16 protein-coding genes are annotated in these 20,144 nt (G+C 25.0%); 5 read left to right on the top strand and 11 right to left on the bottom strand.

Annotated features, from left to right (window positions below; all coding sequences use genetic code 11):
- Positions 1-244: 244 nt before the first annotated feature.
- Positions 245-1,636 (bottom strand): CHAP domain-containing protein, encoded by a 1,392-nt coding sequence (locus KYD98_RS10870; protein WP_219780062.1) that lies wholly within the window; start codon positions 1,634-1,636, stop codon positions 245-247.
- Between the two features lie 465 nt (positions 1,637-2,101).
- Between KYD98_RS10870 and KYD98_RS10865 the strand changes: the two genes are divergently transcribed.
- Positions 2,102-3,865: a putative bifunctional diguanylate cyclase/phosphodiesterase gene (locus KYD98_RS10865; RefSeq protein ID WP_219780061.1), complete on the top strand. Its 1,764-nt coding sequence runs from the start codon at positions 2,102-2,104 to the stop codon at positions 3,863-3,865.
- Between the two features lie 629 nt (positions 3,866-4,494).
- Positions 4,495-7,275, top strand: coding sequence for an EAL domain-containing protein (locus KYD98_RS10860; protein WP_219780060.1), 2,781 nt, complete (start codon positions 4,495-4,497; stop codon positions 7,273-7,275).
- Positions 7,276-7,483: 208 nt separating this feature from the next.
- Here KYD98_RS10860 and yeiL read toward each other — a convergent pair whose 3' ends face one another.
- Positions 7,484-8,173 (bottom strand): transcriptional regulator YeiL, encoded by a 690-nt coding sequence (yeiL, locus tag KYD98_RS10855; protein ID WP_219780059.1) that lies wholly within the window; start codon positions 8,171-8,173, stop codon positions 7,484-7,486.
- A 358-nt stretch (positions 8,174-8,531) separates the two neighbouring features.
- Between yeiL and KYD98_RS10850 the strand changes: the two genes are divergently transcribed.
- The gene (locus KYD98_RS10850; protein WP_219780058.1) at positions 8,532-8,954 is read left to right on the top strand and encodes a DMT family transporter; all 423 of its coding nucleotides are present in this window, start codon (positions 8,532-8,534) and stop codon (positions 8,952-8,954) included.
- A 12-nt stretch (positions 8,955-8,966) separates the two neighbouring features.
- A complete protein-coding gene (locus KYD98_RS10845; RefSeq protein ID WP_219780057.1) occupies positions 8,967-9,455 on the top strand; it encodes a DMT family transporter in 489 nt (162 codons plus the stop codon).
- Between the two features lie 88 nt (positions 9,456-9,543).
- On the opposite strand, the gene KYD98_RS10840 is transcribed toward KYD98_RS10845, so the two are convergent.
- The gene (locus KYD98_RS10840) at positions 9,544-10,110 is read right to left on the bottom strand and encodes a hypothetical protein (RefSeq protein WP_219780056.1); all 567 of its coding nucleotides are present in this window, start codon (positions 10,108-10,110) and stop codon (positions 9,544-9,546) included.
- A gap of 357 nt (positions 10,111-10,467) precedes the next feature.
- On the opposite strand from KYD98_RS10840, the gene KYD98_RS10835 reads away from it, so the two are divergent.
- Positions 10,468-11,187, top strand: coding sequence for a tRNA 2-thiocytidine biosynthesis TtcA family protein (locus KYD98_RS10835; RefSeq protein ID WP_219780054.1), 720 nt, complete (start codon positions 10,468-10,470; stop codon positions 11,185-11,187).
- Positions 11,188-11,290: 103 nt separating this feature from the next.
- Here the strand turns inward: KYD98_RS10835 and KYD98_RS10830 are convergent, their stop codons facing one another.
- The 8 genes from KYD98_RS10830 to KYD98_RS10795 all read right to left on the bottom strand — a co-directional run bounded on the left by KYD98_RS10830 (position 11,291) and on the right by KYD98_RS10795 (position 19,913).
- Positions 11,291-13,225 (bottom strand): PTS fructose transporter subunit IIABC, encoded by a 1,935-nt coding sequence (locus KYD98_RS10830; protein ID WP_219780052.1) that lies wholly within the window; start codon positions 13,223-13,225, stop codon positions 11,291-11,293.
- Positions 13,226-13,244: 19 nt separating this feature from the next.
- Positions 13,245-14,147, bottom strand: a complete 903-nt coding sequence (gene pfkB / locus KYD98_RS10825) for a 1-phosphofructokinase (protein WP_219780050.1) — start codon at positions 14,145-14,147, stop codon at positions 13,245-13,247.
- A complete protein-coding gene (locus KYD98_RS10820) occupies positions 14,140-14,886 on the bottom strand; it encodes a DeoR/GlpR family DNA-binding transcription regulator (protein ID WP_219780048.1) in 747 nt (248 codons plus the stop codon). Before KYD98_RS10820 ends, pfkB begins: the two co-directional genes overlap by 8 nt.
- A gap of 273 nt (positions 14,887-15,159) precedes the next feature.
- Positions 15,160-16,005 carry a pyridoxamine kinase gene (locus KYD98_RS10815; protein WP_219780046.1) on the bottom strand — a complete coding sequence of 282 codons (846 nt, stop codon included), beginning with the start codon at positions 16,003-16,005 and terminating at the stop codon, positions 15,160-15,162.
- A gap of 298 nt (positions 16,006-16,303) precedes the next feature.
- Positions 16,304-16,828, bottom strand: coding sequence for an ECF transporter S component (locus tag KYD98_RS10810; protein ID WP_219780045.1), 525 nt, complete (start codon positions 16,826-16,828; stop codon positions 16,304-16,306).
- 111 nt (positions 16,829-16,939) lie between these two features.
- Positions 16,940-17,635: a PHP domain-containing protein gene (locus tag KYD98_RS10805; protein WP_219780043.1), complete on the bottom strand. Its 696-nt coding sequence runs from the start codon at positions 17,633-17,635 to the stop codon at positions 16,940-16,942.
- Between the two features lie 82 nt (positions 17,636-17,717).
- Positions 17,718-19,064 carry an MATE family efflux transporter gene (locus KYD98_RS10800; protein WP_258049766.1) on the bottom strand — a complete coding sequence of 449 codons (1,347 nt, stop codon included), beginning with the start codon at positions 19,062-19,064 and terminating at the stop codon, positions 17,718-17,720.
- A 300-nt stretch (positions 19,065-19,364) separates the two neighbouring features.
- A complete protein-coding gene (locus KYD98_RS10795) occupies positions 19,365-19,913 on the bottom strand; it encodes a phosphoglycerate mutase family protein (protein ID WP_219780041.1) in 549 nt (182 codons plus the stop codon).
- Positions 19,914-20,144: the final 231 nt, after the last annotated feature.

The following is a 20,144-nucleotide window of genomic DNA, read 5'->3' as shown; positions in this document are numbered from 1 at the left end:
TTCCTTTCTTTAGTATATGAAATTATACTTAATTTCATTTGTTTTTTATTTCTAGTTAAATCTTTATTATACTTAATTTAATTATCCCTCCAAGTTTCTATATTATTAATACTCCCCCTTAATATTTTATATTGTTTTTGCTTAAGATAAATAAAAGAATATAAAATTTTAAAAATGTGACATATATAAAATTTTGTTTGTTAAAATTATAAAAGATATATTAGTTACTTATAAATCTAAAATATTAATAATTAGGCTCATCTATATATATATAACCATATAAATAATCTACATTATATATTTCTCTGTATTTAAACAATACACCATGCCATGCTGATTCTGATATATAAACTCTACTATTTTCTATTTTTTCAACTACTGCAACATGTCCAAATCCACCTGATTTAGGTAGTGATGATTGCCATACTGCTAGTGCACCTACTCTAGGTGTAGTACCATATTTATACTTTCCACTATTCTTATTTGCTTCCCACCATTCATAACCATTTCCTATAAAACCAGCATCAATAGGTGGTTTTCCTGTAATTTCCCATATACGTCCCCATGCGTACCATGTACAGTTACCTACAATAATATTACCATTATTAAAAAATGGTGGTGAAAGCCTTGCCTTATAAAAAATATTATCATCTGAATAATAATCTCTATCATTAAGTTCTGGTGCAGTAGATCTCATTTTAAATTCACTTATATTAGAATTCTCATCCGGTTTCTCTATTGGTGGAATAATTTCATTTGGTTTAGTAAAACTAATCCACTTACTACTTGCCCATCCTTCTAACCCATTTCCAGACACTTTATAAAATCCATTGACTTCTTTTCCTATAACAGTTATTTTTGTTCCTTTTAATAGCTTTCCTACTATTTTAGCTGATATTAAGGCATCTTCTCTAACATTTAAAGGGCTACTTTCAGTAATAACATAACCTGTACACTTTTCTAGTTCATTATTATCATCTTTTTCTTCATTATCATCTTTTTCTTCATTATCATCTTTTTCTTCATTATTATCTTTTTCTTCACTATTATCTTTTTCTTCTATCAAAGCACCATTATCTGAAAAATCATAAATTATTCCATCTATACTAATGTTTCCTGTTACCATGCACCCATTAAAACCCAAATAATAATAAACTCCATTTTTATTTAACCAACCCATATCCATGGAACCATCTTCTGATAGATGATACCAATTCCCATCATTATCTTTTAACCAGCCTGTCTTCATAACACCATTTGATGATAAATAATACCAGTTGTCATTAGCAGCTTTAAACCAACCTATTTTCATAGTTCCATCATCTGATAAATAATACCATCTTTCATCATCATCTTTCAACCAACCAGTTTTCATTTCACCGTTTTCTGATAAATAATACCACTTATTATTTGTGTCTTTAAGCCAGCCTGTTCTCATTGTTCCTTCTTTATTAAAATAATACCATTTATCATTTATTTTTTTCCAACCTACAGATGTCACTTCATTTTCTGTCCATGTCCAATTATTTTGTGAATCTTTGTTCCATACAGCATTTGCTACTACTGGTGGTGTTGCTACTATTGTTGCAAATACAACAGTAGTTATTATTAAATTCTTTAGATATGCCTTTTTCACTTTACACTTACTCCCCTTATGTCACTTTTTATTATCTGTTTGTTTTAATATACATTTATTCAAGAACTAATCTATATAATTATTGCTAAATACTGATTATCACTTTGAATAAACTTGTTCAATTTTCATCTAAAGCAAAAACTCTATAAAGTTAAGAATAGTCTTATTTGGATATATTATATCACATAAAGGTCGAACTTTGTCTCATTTATCTTATATTATTAATTTATATCATTTATTAAATTTTCAATTTTTACATTAAATAATATTTTTCCATATTTATGTAAAGTTAATTTTATGATATACTATAAATTACATATAAATACATTTTATAACAACATAGGTTATATAAGGAAGTAATTTACAGTCAAAGTTTTATTTATTTTGTGAAAATTATACTTAACAATATAATACCTTTATATACTCTATATGTAATTTACATCTATATGAAAGAGAGGTTATATTATGAATAAAATTACAAAGCAAGTTACTTCATTTGCTAAAGAAATGGTGCATAATTATTTTATAAAAAAAGATTTTAAAAATATTATTAAAAATATTGATGAAAATATTACTTTGATTAGTAGTTTGCAAGATGAAGTTTGCATAGGTATTAATGATATTCTATCTCTTTGTAATCTTAAAATACAAAATAATAGTTATAATTTTGAAATTCAAAATGAACAATATTATCCTGTTAATTTTTCTGATAAAACTTATCTTGTCTTTGGTGAAGTTACGTATAAAATAATTTCAAAAGATCACTCTTTTATAAAAGACCCCATACGTTTCACATTATTATTCAAAATATACGATACCAAATTAAAGCTATGTCATATTCATACTTCTACTTATTTAAAAAATAAAAATTATAAACCTTTTATGATTAATTCAAATAAAAATATAACACCATCAAATTTAATTTGTTTTTCTAATATAACAAATTTTATTGATAGAATAACATCAAAAGATAGCTTAACAGGTTTATTAACATTAAGTAAATTTGAAATTATTGCAAAAAATTTATTAAATAAACAGAATGAAAAGCAATTTGCTCTTATTTACTGTGATATTGATAAATTTAAATATATTAATGAAACTTTAGGGTATGCTGCTGGAAACAAAATATTAATTGACTTTGCAAAACTATCATCTGCTTACCTTTATAAAGATGAGTTGATTTGCCGTTGTTCAGCTGATAAATTTATTATACTTTTAGAATATATAAATATGGAAACATTAAAAAATAGATTAAATAATTTTAATAAAAAATTTATAGAAATTAAGAAACTATATTTTAATAACATAAAAATTTCATTAATAGCAGGAATATATTTAATTAAATCTATTGATAACTCTTTGATTTCTATTATTGATAAAGCTAATATTGCAAGAAAAACTATTAAAGGCTATCATAAAAGTTATTATGCATTTTATGATGATAAACTTCATATGCAAATCACTAAAGAAAAAGAAATAGAGAATCTTATGCTTTCATCACTTGAAAATAAAGAATTTTTAGTGTATTTACAACCTAAAATTGAACTTTCATCAAAAAAAATAGTGGGTGCTGAAGCTCTTGTAAGATGGTTAAGTCCATTAAAAAAATTAATTTCTCCAGTAGAATTCATTCCTTTATTTGAAAAAAATGGTTTTATTATAGATTTAGATTTTTATGTATATGAAGAAGTATTAAAAAAAATGCGTTCATGGATAGATGAGGGGAAAGATCTTATTCCTATTTCTTTAAATGTATCTAGATTGCATTTAAATGATACTGATTTTATTTCTAGATTAAAAAAATTAACTCAAAAATATAATATACCTACTTCTTTAATTGAACTTGAACTAACTGAAAGTATTTTTTTTGAAAATGTAGATTATCTATTAAAAACTATAGAAGAATTAAAATTATTAGGATTTACTTGCTCTATTGATGATTTTGGTTCTGGATATTCTTCTTTAAATTTATTAAAAGATTTACCTATAGACGTTTTAAAATTAGATAAAGATTTTTTCCCTAATCATTATATTAATAAAAAAGAAAAGGTCATTATATCAAATATTGTTAAAATGGCAAAAGAACTTGATATAACAGTTTTATCAGAAGGAATTGAAACAGAAGAACAAGCTGATTTTCTAACTGAAATAGGATGTACTATGGCTCAAGGTTACTTATTTGATAAACCTATGCCAATTAATACATTTGAAAAGAAGATGTGGGAATAATCTATACTTTATAAATATTTATACGATATCAAAAATCCTCTTAAAATAATTTTTAATAGGATTTTTTTATTTACCTTAGCTATCTTTTAAACGAATATTGATATTATCCTATAAGCACGAACTAGTATTAGATTTTGCTTTTTATAACTCTTAATTAAAGATAAAAATTTATATTTTGCTACTCGTACTTACTAAGAAATTATATATGAATCAAATTTTCTTTTTTAATCTTATCTATGAGTTTTAAACTAAAATACTAATTATAGTTTGAAACATATATTACTTATAAATTGCACCATAATATTATCTACTTAATATAATAATTTAAAGGATTATTTTTTTCTTATACACTAAAGATTATTAACTAAAAAACTTTAAAGAAAACTAAATTTACTTTGTATATGTATTCTAACTAAACTATTACATTTATAATTTCTCATAAAATTTTTATAGAAAATTATATCTTAACTTAATAGTATTTAAATAGTTTAGAAGCATATATATCATGAATTTTATATATAAGTTCCTCACTATACTAGTAAGTCATAGCATTTATAAATATTCTAAGTTTATATTAATGAACAAGCTTTATTGGAACTTATATATCTATAATAAAGGAGTGGTACATTATGGATAAAATCAAAGAAAATCCAGTAGATTTCTTTAGAAAAAAATTTTTAAAACTTCAACGTATAACAAATAATATTGATGCAGGAATTGCTACAATTTCATATAATAAACTTTTAACTATTTCTTATGCAAATGATGGCTTTTTCAAGCTCTTTGGATTTTCTCATGAAGAATTTGCATCTAAAATTAAAAATAAATTTACTAGTATAGTATTTAAAGATGATTTACCTTTATTACTTAATAAATTATCCCAAATTCAATCTACTAGTGAAGAAATTAAAATTGAACTTAGAGCATATAAAAAGGATAATTCTATTTTTTGGTTACTAATTAAAGGTCATTGTATTAAATTAAATGAAACCGAAAAACAATTTTTATTTGTATTTGTTGATATTACTGAAACTAAAAAAGTTCAACAGGAACTAAAGATAGCTAAAACTCACTATAAAATTATTGCAGAACAATGTGATAATATATTATTTGAATATCTTATTCCAAATGATACAATGATATACTCTTCTAAATATATAAATATTACAGGAAATAAACCTGTAATACGTAAATTTAAAGAAACTATTCTTAAATCTGATTATATATATAAAGATGATATTAAAATTTTTTTATCTTTAATAGAAGAAATTTTGTCTGGTAAAAACTTTGTTAGTGCTGATTTAAGAATTAAATCTAAAGCTGGCACTTATATCTGGATTAAAATACAAGCAACTACTATATTTGATTTTAATAATAAACCTGTAAAATCCATAGGTAAAGTTTTAAATATAGATAAAGAAAAAAAAGAATATTTCAACTTAAAATTAGAAACACAGTTAGATCCACTTACTAAACTTTATAATAAAACAGTAAGTAAATCTTTAATTGATGATTATCTAACAACTCAAGATATAAAAACTACTCATGCTTTTATGATTATTGATATTGATAATTTTAAATCTGTAAATGATAATCTTGGTCATATATTTGGTGATTCCGTTCTATCTAAAATAGCACTTAATATAAAAAAGCCCTTTAATAATTATGATATTATTGGTCGTATAGGTGGAGATGAATTTATTATATTTTTAAAGAATGTCTCTTGTCTTGATTATATATATGAAAAAGCTACTTCTATTTGCAATATATTCAAAAACACATATACTGGAGAAAATAAAACTCATAAGATTTCATGTAGTATTGGAATCTCACTTTACCCTAATCATGGTAATAACTATGATGAACTTTTAAAAAAAGCTGATTATGCACTCTATAAAGCTAAACAGCATGGAAAAGATTGTTTTGAAATATATACTGAAGGTATTATATACAACGATCAGTTTAAAAAAGATAATTTAGTAAACTCTAATATTTCAACTATCAATTCTTCTTTAGATAATACTTTGAAAGATAATTTAATAGATTCTAAACTTGACATTTCATTTACATCAAAAGATAAACTTCTTTCTGTTTCAGATATGCAAAATGTTTTTGAAGTAATAACATCAATTGATCCTTTAACTGGATTAATGAATTTATCTAAATTTGAAGTAGTTGCAAATAATTTGTTAAATAACAACTTACAGAAAAATAAATATGCACTTATATATTCAGATTTCAATAAATTTAAATATATAAATGATAATTTAGGATATGCTATTGGAAATGAATTATTAATAAAATTTTCTAATCTTTTATCTGATTCACTTGAAAAAGATGAATTACTATGCAGACCTTCTTCTGATAACTTTATTACACTAATAAAATATAATGGTATTAAAAATTTTAAAAATAGACTAGCTTCCTTCAACGAAAAATTTATAAAAATTCAAAAACAAGACTTTAATAATCTTAAACTTTCAGTTATTAGTGGTATTTGCTTAATTAGCTCTTATAATAATAATTTATATTCAATAATAGATAAAGCAAATATGGCAAGAAAAACTATTAAAGACTCTCACAAAAGTCAATATGCATTTTATGATAAAAAACTTCATATTCAGTCAACAAAAGAAAAAAAAATAGAAAGTCTTATGGTAACAGCACTGGAAAACAAAGAATTTTTAGTTTATCTACAACCTAAAGTTGAACTTTTAACAAAAAAAACAGTTGGAGCTGAAGCACTTGTTCGTTGGTTACGTCCTAATAAGACTTTGATTGCTCCTGGAGAATTCATACCTTTATTCGAAAAAAATGGTTTTATAATCGAATTAGATTTTTATGTTTATGAAGAAATTTTCAAAACTATTAGGCGTTGGATAGATGAAGATAAAAATATTTTTCCTATATCTGTCAACGTTTCACGTGCTCATATAAATGATAACTCATTTATTTATAGATTAAATAAGTTAATAGAAAAATATAAGATTCCTACTAATTTAATTGAATTAGAATTAACTGAAAATATTTGTTTTAATAATATGGACAATGTTATAAACCAAATAATTAAATTAAAATTACTTGGTTTTAGTTTCTCTATTGATGATTTTGGCTCTGGATATTCATCACTAAATCTCCTAAAAGATATTCCTATTGACGTTTTAAAACTAGATAAAAGCTTTTTTCCTAGTAATAACATTAATAAAAAAGAAAAAATCATAGTATCTAATATTGTTAATATGGCAAAAGATCTTGATATCTTAGTTTTATCTGAAGGTATCGAAACTCAAGAGCAAATAGATTTTTTAACAAATATCGGCTGTAATCTTGTTCAAGGTTATTACTTTGCTAAACCAATGCCAATAGAAGAATTTGAAAAAATTTATGGCATTAAATCAAATGATTCTTAGTTTAAATCTAAATTTAATTATCAAGATAACATTCTTTTATCTAAAACCTTTTAAATACTTCTTTTTAAAATAAATTATTTTTTTAATAGTAAATTATAGAGTTTAATATCTCAAAAAATTATATTTATTGAGATATTTCTCTATTTTACTATGTTTTAGATAAGAAGCTAAATATTAGACTTCAACTCATAAATTAAAAACTAACTGCTTATTTATATAAATCTGAAGCAAGTTCCTTCAATTTAGGTAAATCTATTACTTCAAAGTACTCTCCTCTTTTAATTAAAATTTCTCTCATTAAAAATGATTTTAATGTTCTAAGCAAATGTCTATAGCTGGTTCCTAAAAGCTCTGCTATTTGAGTTAAATTTTCATTAAATTTTATTAACTGACCATTTTTAGACCTTTCCCCTGTAACATATATATAACTTGCTAATCTATTTTCAAGTGGATAAAGTAAATTTATAGAACTATTTTTAGAAAAATCATTTAACTTTTCACCTAATGAATTACATAGATATCTTAAAAATTTAATATCATTAATTAATTTTTCTCTCGCATTATCTAAACTAATACCTATGCAATAAGTATCTTCTATAGCTTGCACATTTGTAGCTGGATTTTTTAAATCTATTAATTCTATATCTCCAACAATAGCAAAGTCACTATAAAAACAGTTAAGAAGAGATTTTCCATTGCTTAAAGTTATATATACTTTTGCCTTACCTTTTAAAATAAAAAATATATATTTATTTTTTTCACCCTCTTTACATATATATTCATTTCTTTTAAACAGAAACAGTTCCATAAACGGTTTCATATCACTAACAAAAAGTTTATCAATGTTAAATTTTTTAATATATTCATCCATTACTTTAATCTTATTTATTTTAATCATTCTTCCAATCAACTTTCTATACTTAATATTAAGCAAACTTTGTTTAATAGCAATAATAACTTAATAATATATTAACAGATTATAAATAGTTATGACATATGTCATAACTATTTATAAGTATTTTGTGTTAAATTAAATTTAATATATATCTTCTAATTAAGTTAATATATTTACAATTTCTTGCAGTAAATTATATTTTTATTTAACAATATCTAGTTAGAAACATATATCATAAATTTTTCTATATAAGTTCCTTACTAAAGCGCTGAATCACATCATTTATTAACCTTTTAAGATTTATATTAATAAACAAATTTTATTGGAACTTATATATTTTGCAAAGGAGTAATTAGTTTATATGAATAATTTACTTTCTGCCTTTATAGGTGCTTTAATAACTATAATGGTAATGTTTAATGGAACATTATCTAAAATATCTGGTAATTACACTTCAACAGTAATAATTCATATTGTCGGCCTTTTAGGCATTTTATTTGTTCTTTTAATAACTAAATCAAAAATGAAATTTAAAAAAGGACTTTCTTTATATTTGTATAGTGCTGGAGCTATAGGAGTTTTTACTGTTATTTTTAATAATTTCAGTTATGAAATACTTGGTGCATCAATTCCAATCTCATTAGCATTACTTGGACAATCTATAGCATCAATTATAATAGACCATTTTGGATTATTAGAGATGAAGAAATCCAAATTTAATAAGAAAAAATCTATTGGCTTAACATTTATTGTTTTAGGGATATTTATAATGACTATTTTTTAAGGAGGAAGATGCATGTTTTTTATATCTTTAATATCAGCATTTTTAGCTGGAGTATCTATCGTAATTGCTCGAATTATAAATTCAAACTTAGCAGATAAAATTGGAACATTCCAAGGTACAGTTATCAATTTTATTGTTGGATTATTATTCTCATTTATTTTTCTAATTTTAAGTAATGAAAGAATTAATATTTTAACAATAAATTTTAAATCGATTCCTTGGTGGGCTTACTTAGGTGGATTATTAGGTATAGTAATAATTATACTATCAAATTATATTACCCCAAAGATATCTGCTTTCTACTTAACATTGCTTATTTTTATAGGACAACTATTCTTAGCTATAATTATTGATTATTTTACTTTAAATATCTTATCTATAGGTAAAGTAATTGGAGGATTTTTAGTATTAGCTGGGCTCTCTTATAATTTATTTATAGATAAAAAACAAGATGATAACGAAATTATAACTAATGAAATAGATAATAGAATACATATATAAATAATTTAATATGCTAGTTAATAAATAATATTATAAAAAATAAGCTAATTTAGACTACTTTCTATCTAAACTAGCTTATTTTTGTTTTCTATAATGAGTGTTCATCTACTTCGACTTTTGATTTTGTTAATTTACCATCTTTATCAAAACCAAATCTTGAAGTATACTTTTTACTTTCTGATCTATAAACTATTTCATCATCATATTCATCATCTGGAGTTCCTAGCTTTTCCTTTAATTGTTCTAAGGTTAAATCTTTAGGTACTATCCCTTTAACACTTGCATCTTGATAATAGCTATCATGTGTATAATAATATGTAATAGATGTGATTAAACAGTCTTCTATATTCTTTTCCACTGCACTTGTGTTAGCAACTGAAAAACTTCCATATTCCTTTCCGTCTTTTTCAAAAGAAGCTATACTTAAAGTGTATTTATTTCCTGGAATGCTTTTTACAGGTTCATATATTTCAGAATCTTTTATTGTAAAACCTTTATCTAATACTTCTTTAACTGTTGTTTTACCAACTTCTATTTTTATTCCTTCCATTTCAGCTAATGGTATATCTTTGTCCCCTTTTAAAGCTGGAAAACCAATTAAACATACTACCCCTATTATGCATATTGGTATTATCTTTTTAATTATGTTCTTCATTTTTACCCCTCCTACTTATGTAAATCATTATTATAATGACATAATTTTAGTAAATTTGTCAACATTATTTTACATTATATTTCATTTTCTTTCATTTTATGATTATTTTCACATTTATATTTCCATATTATTCTAAACTAATAATACTTATTTTGTATAAATTTATTATCGACTAAAATTATATAGACTTTTTAATTAATCCCATAAATCCCTTAAAATAGTTTATGTAAAAAATATATAATTAAATAGAATTCTTCAGTTATACATTCACTCATGTTGACATCTTACAGATTTTTATGTCAATATTAATGTTATGATATTAATAAATTAATGATATTCGGAGGATAGATATACTAAATGCAAAAACTTCTTAGTAAAATGCGTCAAGCTATAAACGATTTTGATTTAATTCAAGATGGAGATAAAATTGCTGTTGGTCTTTCAGGTGGTAAAGACAGCTTAACTCTACTCCATCTTTTAAACTCATATAAGAATTTCTCACCTCAAAAATTTGAACTTATAGCAATAACATTGAATCCAGGTGAAGTTGATAATTCTCCTTTACACACTTTATGTGAAGAATTAAATGTCCCATTTTATGAAATACAAACTGAAATAAAAAAGATTGTATTTGATATAAGAAAAGAAAAAAATCCTTGTTCTCTTTGTGCAAATCTTAGAAGAGGTGCTTTAAATGATAATGCTGAAAAATTAGGATGTAATAAAGTTGCTCTTGGACATCATAAAGATGATGCTTTAGAAACCCTTATGCTTTCAATGTTTTATGAAGGAAGAATAAATTGTTTTTCTCCTAAAACTATTATGGATAAAAATAATTTGACTCTTATTAGACCTATGGTTTATATAACAGAAGAATCTATTAAAAATATTACTAAAAAGTATAATTATCCTGTTATAAAAAATCCATGTCCTGCTGACGGAAAAACCAAAAGAGAAGATATTAAAATTTTAATTAAAGATCTTAATAATAAAATTCCTAATTTAAAGAAAAATCTTTTTGGATGTTTAAATAACTCTGATCAACTGTTCATATGGGATAAAAATTTAATAAAATAGATATGTTTTAAAACATAGCGAATAAAATAATTCTCAATAACATATACATAAAAAAGATAGAAATATAATTTAAAATATTTCTATCTTTTTATATTAATATGCCTTATTTAGTTTTTTCAAGTGGTTTCTTTAATATAGAAAGGATTATCATACCTACTATTGCACCTACTAAAATCGCTGCAATATATCCAAGTTTATTATCTATAATCCCTATTACAAATAATCCACCATGTGGTGCTCTTAGAGCACAATTAAAGAACATTGAAAGTCCACCTGTTATTGCTGATCCAACTATACATGCTGGTAATACTCTTAATGGATCTGCTGCTGCGAATGGAATTGCACCTTCTGTAATGAATGATAATCCCATTATATAATTTGTAATACCTGATTGTCTTTCTCTTTGTGTATATCTATTTTTAAAGAAAGTTGTACTTAATGCAATTGCAAGTGGTGGAACCATACCTGCTGCCATAACTGCCGCCATTATTTCATAATTTCCACTTGCAAGTGATGCTGTACCAAATACATATGCTGCTTTATTAACAGGGCCACCCATATCAACTGACATCATAGCTCCTAGGATTATTCCTAATAAAATTTTACTAGTACCACCCATTGAATTAAGACCGTTAGTAATAGCTTCATTTATTATTCCCATAGCAGGATTTATATATGCTATTATAAGTCCTATTAAGAATATTCCTATTAACGGATATAGTAGTACTGGTTTTAATCCTTCTAAACTATCTGGTAACTTATCAAGTAATTTTTTAAGTCCAACAACTAAATACCCTGCAATAAATCCAGCAAGTAATGCTCCTAAAAATCCTGAACTAACCATTGGAATCTCTTTATCAAATGCATTTGCAAATGTAAGTCCTGAATTTGCAATCGCTCCACCAACAAATCCAACTGCTAAAGCCGGTCTATCCCCTATGCTCATTGCAATAAATCCAGCAAGCACTGGTAACATAAAACCAAATGCACTCTTACCAATATTCATTAAAAATGCTGCAATAGGTGTTCCCGAACCAAAATTACTAGGATTTACAGCATCATATGTGTCAAAAAGGAATGCTAATGCTATTAATATACCCCCACCTATTACAAATGGTAACATATGAGATACACCATTCATAAGATGTTTATAAATTTGACGTCCAATACTTTCATTTTCTATATTTTCATCTGATGTATTACTGCTTACATCATGATTATACACAAGTGCTTTTCCACTTATGGCTTCTGTAATTAATTCTTCTGCTTTATGTATTCCATTTGCAACTTTTGTTTTAATTACTCTTTTACCATCAAATCTACCCATTTCAACATTTTTGTCAGCTGCAATAATTATACACTCAGCATTTTGAATTTCTTGTTTAGTTAAAACATTTTTAGCTCCTCCAGAACCATTTGTTTCAACCTTTATTGTAACACCCATTTCCTTACCTTTATTTTCAAGACTTTCTGCTGCCATGTATGTATGAGCTATTCCTGTAGGACATGCAGTTACTGCTAAAACTCTATATCCTTCATTATTTGAAGAGGGGTTAACTTTATTAGATTCAGTTGGGAATTTTTCATCTTCTTTTTTATCAATCAAACTCAAGAATGTATCTTTATCTGTACAATTTATTAAACTTTCTTTAAATTCTTCATCCATTAATATAGTTGATAATCTTGCCAAAACTTCCAAATGTAGATTATCACTATTATCTGGTACTGCAATCATAAAAAATAATTTTGCTACTTGTCCATCTAAAGAATCATAGTCAACCCCATCTTTACATACAGCCGCTGCAAGAGATGCTCTTTTTACAGCCCTAGTTTTTCCATGTGGTATAGCAATACCATCTCCAATACCTGTTGTACTTTGTTCTTCTCTAGCTATTATAGCTTTTTTATATTCTTCCTTATTATTTAAATTTTCTGTTTTGTCCATTAAATCTACTAATTGATTTATACAGTCTTCTTTTGAATTAGGATTAAAGTCTAAATTGATACCTTGTTTTTTTAATAAGTCAACAATTTTCATTCTTCTTCCCTCCATATCCTTATATTTGAGTTAATAAATTTTCAACTTCTTCTTTTGTTGCTAGTTCTTCTGAGAATGCACTTGCACTACCAGTTGCAATTCCCATTTTGAAAGCTTCCTGTATATCATTGTTTTTTATATAACCTGCCAAGAATCCTGCTACCATTGAGTCACCTGCACCAACTGAGTTTTTAAGTATTCCTTTTGGCACTTCTCTTTTTACTGGTTCTCCATTTTCAGGTAATAATATAGCTCCATCACCAGCCATTGAAATAAGTACATTTTTAGCTCCCATTTCTTGAAGTTTCTTTCCATATATAATTATATCTTTATCATTTTTTAATTCTACATTAAACATTTCTGCTAATTCATGATGATTTGGTTTTATTAAAAATGGTTTATATTTTAATACTTTTAAAAGTAAATCTTTCGTTGCATCTACTATAAATTCAACTTTTTTATTTAAAAGTCTATTCATTATGTTTTCATAAATATCATCTGGTACACCTTTTGGAATACTTCCAGATAGTATTAAATAATCACCTTGTTTTAAATATGAAAGCTTTTCATATAGATTTTCTAAGTTTTCACTTGTAATTTGAGGACCAGAACCATTTATTTCTGTTTCTCCTAAACTTTTAAGCTTTACGTTTATCCTAGATAATCCTTCTTCTAATTTTATAAAATCACAATTTACTCCATGTTCTTTTACTTGTTTTACTATTTCATCACCAGTAAATCCTGCAACATATCCTAAAGCTGTATTCTCTACTCCTAAGTTATTCAGTACTATAGAAACATTAATTCCTTTTCCTCCAGCATATATTTGTTCTTTTTCACTTCTATTTAATGAATCTATATTAAACTTATCAACTTTTAATATATAATCCAAAGATGGATTAAGAGTTATTGTATTAATCATTTTTATTCACCTCTATTACATTAGTATCATATTTAATATTTATTTTATTAGTTATTATTACTGCATCTTTTATTTCTCCAAAAGTTATAAAACTGACTTGTTCTAATTTTGATTCATCTGCTAAAATAAACGCTTCATTGCATCTTTTTATCGCTTCCGCTTTTACCATTGCCTCATTTACATCTGGGGTTGTATACCCTTTTTCATTACTTATACCATTTGTTCCAAAAAATCCTTTTGAAAAATTATATTTTTTAAGATCTTCAACTGTTATTGGACCTACAACTGCTTCTGTTGTAGCTTTTAATTCTCCCCCTAATATAAAAGTTTTTATATTTTTTTCTAAAAGCTTCTTTGCGTGAACTATTGCATTAGTGACAACTGTTATTTCTCTTTCTTTTATAAATTCTATTAATTCTCCTGTTGTAGTTCCTGCATCTAAATAAATCATATCTCCATTTTTAATTAATGATGCTGCATATTTAGCAATTTCAAATTTTTCATTTATATTAAGTGACTTTCTAATATTAACCATATAATCATGTTTAGAAGCTCTTTCTCCATTTAAAATTGCACCACCATGAATTTTTTTTAAAAGGCCTTTATTATGAAGAATATTTAAGTCTCTCCTTATTGTTGATTCAGATGCATTTAATATTTTAACTAAATCTGCAACTGCAATTATCCCCTTTGAATTTAATTCTTGAAGGATTATATTATATCTTTCTTCTGTAAACATTATCACCACTCCGCATCTTTATAATAAACTATTTTTAAATAAAAATCAATCATTTTCAGTCAAAATATTTCAAAATAAATCATTTTAAAATATTTTCAATCATTTTTATCAAATATTTTACAATTTTAGTCTCTTAAATTAATCTTTTCAATCAAATTCATTCAAAATAAATCACAAACATTATATTGTTATATTATTTTTTTAATATAACTACAAATAAATAAAAGCACCACATTAACTAGTTTGGTGCTTGAAATATATAAAATATTTTAATTATTTTAAGTCATTTAAATATTTTAATGATGATTCAAGAAGCACACCTTCTTTAGTATCATAATCATGTTTACTGCTTTCTCTAATACATCTCTCTACAAATTCACATGAATCTTTAACACTATCCAATAATGAAATTCCATTTAAATATTTTCCTATTAATACTGATGTAAATATATCTCCTGTTCCTGGATATGATTTCTTCAACTTATTAGAAATAATTATATTAATTGAATCATTTCTCCCTAAATATATTGATGTTGCAATTTTATTTTTATCTTTAACAGGAACACTTGTAATTATAATATTTTTACATCCAAAATCAAATAATTTTCTGGAAATATTTAATAGTTGTTCCTCGGATACATATTCTGATATTTTTTCATCAGCTAAAATACATGCTTCAGTAAAATTAGGTGTTATTATATCTGAATACTTTAATAGTTTTTTTAACTGTTCAGAATAATTCTCATTAAAATTAGAATAATAATTTCCATAATCCCCAAAGATAGGATCAAAACATACTAACGTAGTATCCTTATTTGCTCCTTTTATAAATTCATAAGTTTCTTTTATATTATCAATAGTTCCTAAATATCCAACAAAAATCCCTTCAAAATCAATATTAAATTCTTTATAATGTTCAAACGTATCTGCCACATACCCTTTAAGTTTAACTATCTTAGGATCTCCAAATCCCCCTGTATGAGTGCTTAAAACCATTGTTGGTATTGGACATACTTCTACTCCTAATGTTGATAGTACAGGTATTATATTTGTTAAGGCTGCTTTTCCAAATCCACATATATCATGTATTGCAGCTACTCTTTTTATAGGTTTTTTCATACTTCCTATTACCTTTCAATGTATTATTTATAGTATATTTTACCCAGTCAACTAAATTGTAACATATTTTCTTGCAATAATTAAAAATAAACTTATATTTTGAATCAATATTTAACTTTAAAGCACATAAAATAATAAATCAAACAAACTGGAATACTAGTCTATTATTTTTTGAATGTGACTAATATAAATATTCACTAAAAACAAAATTAAATGTAAATAAAAATATAAAAGAATCTCCAAAATATTATTAATAAGTGGAAACTCTTTTTTATTTATATATTAAATTTATAATTATCTAATTAATAGCTCCTATAATATGTGTTGTTGCTTTCTTTATTGCAATTGATAAAGGAATTGCTATTGCAAGTCCTAACGCTGTTGTTCCTATAGATGCCAACAATTTTATTGTTGCTGAAGCTAGTCCTACAAAAACCAACCAATTAAATATAAAATATCCAATTAGTGAAACTATTCCGCCAGCTATAAATCCTATTATATTTTGAATTGAATTTTCACCATTCTTATTATTCATAAAACTTATCTTTCCTGCAACATAACCTGTTAGTCCTTTAACTATTAATGTTGGAATTATCCAAGCTGCAAATGTAGGATCTAATGCATCATATAGTGCACATCCTATTCCTGCTGACAATCCTGCATCTGGTCCAATTAAAACAGCAGCAATAAAAATTGCAGTAGTTCCTAAATGTATCATAGTTGTAGATCCTCCTACTGCTAATGGAACATGAAGATAAGTCCCTACAAAACATATTGCTGCCATTACTCCTATTAATACCATTCTTCTTGTTGAAAATCTCATTTTATCTGCCCCCTAAACATTCTATAAAAATAATTTAGTATATACTTTAAAACATATACTAAAAACTCTATTGTATTATTTACTCTATAATAGTAATTAAAATAATTATAGTCAAATGTATGGGTACAATTCTCCTCTTGTTAAAAAATCATAAATTTCTTTTTCTGTTAGATAGACATCACCAATTATTCCATGAGTTCTATAAAATCTATTACAATCATGAAAATCCGACCCTGCAGTATAAATAAGATTTTTTTCTCTTGCCACATTTAAAAAATATTGTGTATCTTTTTCAGTATTACTAACATATTTTGCTTCTAATCCATCAAATTTAAATTTTATAATTTTTTTAAAATTTTCCCTATTAATCAAAACTGGATGTGCTAATATAACTGTAGCCCCAAAAAATTTTAATAATTCTATTCCACTTTCAACAGATAATCTTTCTTTACTATCATAAAAATTTATAAAACTTCCTAATATTTTTTTTACCATAGTTATTTTTTTATTTTTGATACATTTTAATACTTCAATAAGAAGATCATCTTTATAACTATCATCCTTAAAATATCCTAAAACATGCACTCTACTATTATTATATCTTGTTGAAAGTTCAACACCAGGTATAACCTTAACACCAAGTTCTTCTCCAGCCTCAATAGCTTCATCTATACCTGAAGTATTATTATGGTCAGTTAAAGATATTATATCTACTTCTCTTCTCTTGGCTAAATCAACTACTTGACTTGGGGTATAACTTCCATCTGAACATGTAGAATGAACATGAAAATCTCCTTTTTTATACATAATAACTCCTTTAAAATGTTATACCACATTTTATTATATGAGATAATATGTCAGTCGTTACTTTCTTACTTTAATATATTTCTTATGCAAATACATTCTTATTTCTCCAAGTTCCCCTTCTCCATCTTATATAAAATATACATCCTCTTAAACATTCATCACACATCATTGCAATCCATACCCCCTGAAGTCCCCATCCGAGTTTTATTCCAAGAACATATGCAAGTCCAGTTGCAACACTCCACATTGATAAAACTCCTATAAATATAGGATATTTAATATCACCTGCTGCCTGCATTCCTTTTATTATAACCATATTAAAAGCTCTTCCAAGCTCTAATAAAATATCTATAAGCAATAATTTTTTACCTAAAATCAAGATATCAATATTTGAAGTAAATATGCCTAAAAGTTGATTACTGAATATAAATAAAATTATTGATGCACTCACTGAAACCATAGCCGCTGGTCTTAAAGTTTGAAGCACTTTTTTATAAGCTTCATCTTCATTTTTAGCACCAATAAGATATCCGATTCTAATTTGATTGGCTTGTGATACTGCTGCACCATATATAAATGAAAACCAAACTAATATATTTACATAAGCTTTTGTTGCCACTGAGCTTGTCCCCATTATATTAACAAAAGTCAATATAACCATTTGAGAAAAATTATAAGAAACTGATTCTCCTCCAGATGGAAGGCCAATCATCATTAATCTTTTAAATGTTTGTTTTGGAAATGGATTTAAATAACTCAAAGATACTTTTCCTTTAACATTTTTCTTAAATATAAAAATTATTACCATAACACCAATTAATCTACTTAGTACACTTGATATAGCAACCCCTTCAACACCAAGCTTTGGTACACCAAATGAGCCTGTTATAAAAATAGAATTTCCAATTATATTGATAACATTTACTATTGCTGAAACATACATTCCTTGTTTCATAAGACCATTACTTCTAAGTATAGCTGAATATGTCATTAATATTGCTTGAAGAAATATACCTCCACCTATTATACTTATATACATTTTAGCGTCACTTAATAATTCATTAGGAGTTCTTAACCACTTAAAAAACACCTCATTAAAACATAATAATATTAAACTTATAAAAATACTAAAAACTAAATTAGAAAATACAGATACTGAATATACTTCTGATACTTTTTCGTAATTTTTTGCTCCGAGATATTGTGATACCAATATTGTAGTTGCCATTGTAATTACACTAAAAGTTATAAGTAAAAAATTCATAATCTGATTTACATTCCCAACAGCTGCCACTGAATTTTCTGAAACTCTACTCAACATTAACTGATCTACATTGCTTACAAGCATTTGTAAAATAAGTTCAATAAAAATAGGCCATGTAAGCCTAAATAAAGATATTCTGTTATCTATTATGTTTGCGCTACTCAATTTCTTTCCCCCTCTTTTGTAATATCATTGTTTTAAGTTAATATAATATTGTAATATGAATACTGCTTTAAAACATAGTATTTATATATTCCCTATTATGTTTATTTAAAATTACTTCAAATTTAGAAATAATTATCCTAAAATATTAAACTACTATCTATTACTTGTATAAACATATGTAGTATTAATGCTAATTGTTTAATAAATTCTCTCATAAATATAAAACATGTAAACTTTAACAAAGTTTACATGTTTTATATTACATTGCTTATATGTATTAATCAAGAGAAAACTTACACATCAAAATTTCTTATATAAGTATAGTATTCCATTTTTAGGCATATAAACTATTTTCCCTTTAAATCCTCTTTTTTTAAGTTCTTTTTGAAGAGTATACATAAAAAATCCATGAGTAACTATTAAAATATTCTCTGAGCCTTCTTTTTTAGCTTCATTTTCAAGAAAATCAATAAATTTTTTAGCTTTTGTCTCAGTAATTTTTCTTTTTTCTTCTTCTGGACCAAAGTTAAAATACCAAGCTAATCTTGAAGTTATTGCCCAAAAACAATATGGAAGTTTTAAATTGGTCTTAAACAATGGACTTATAGGAACTTCTCTAATAAAATCACTTTTAACTATTTTTCCCGAATAAACATCTTCTGCTGTTGTTATTGCCCTACTTAGCGTACTTGAATAACATTTATCCCAATTTATATTATGTAATTTTACATCATTTCGAGTAACTTTACTATTATTATAAGATTCTTCCCACCCCTTAAATTCTTTCGATGTCATAAAAAATTTCTTTTTATAATCAACTTTAAAATGTCTTATAATACCAATTCTCAAAATATCCCCTCCTACACTCTTATATTTAATATAATCTACTTTAATTTTTACACTACATCATAAATAAATATTTATATTATAAACAATTTGTACAATACATCTTAAATTTATTATAAGAATTAGATCTCATAAAGTATTATTCATCAATATATAATTCTTTATTATTTTAGAATTTTATTAAATTACTATACCACTTATTTCTAATTTAATAAAGGTTTTAACAAAAAATCG

Source organism: Clostridium weizhouense (genome assembly GCF_019431045.1).
In the GTDB taxonomy this organism is placed as follows: domain Bacteria; phylum Bacillota; class Clostridia; order Clostridiales; family Clostridiaceae; genus Clostridium; species Clostridium weizhouense.
This window is presented reverse-complemented; position numbering and strand designations above follow the sequence as displayed.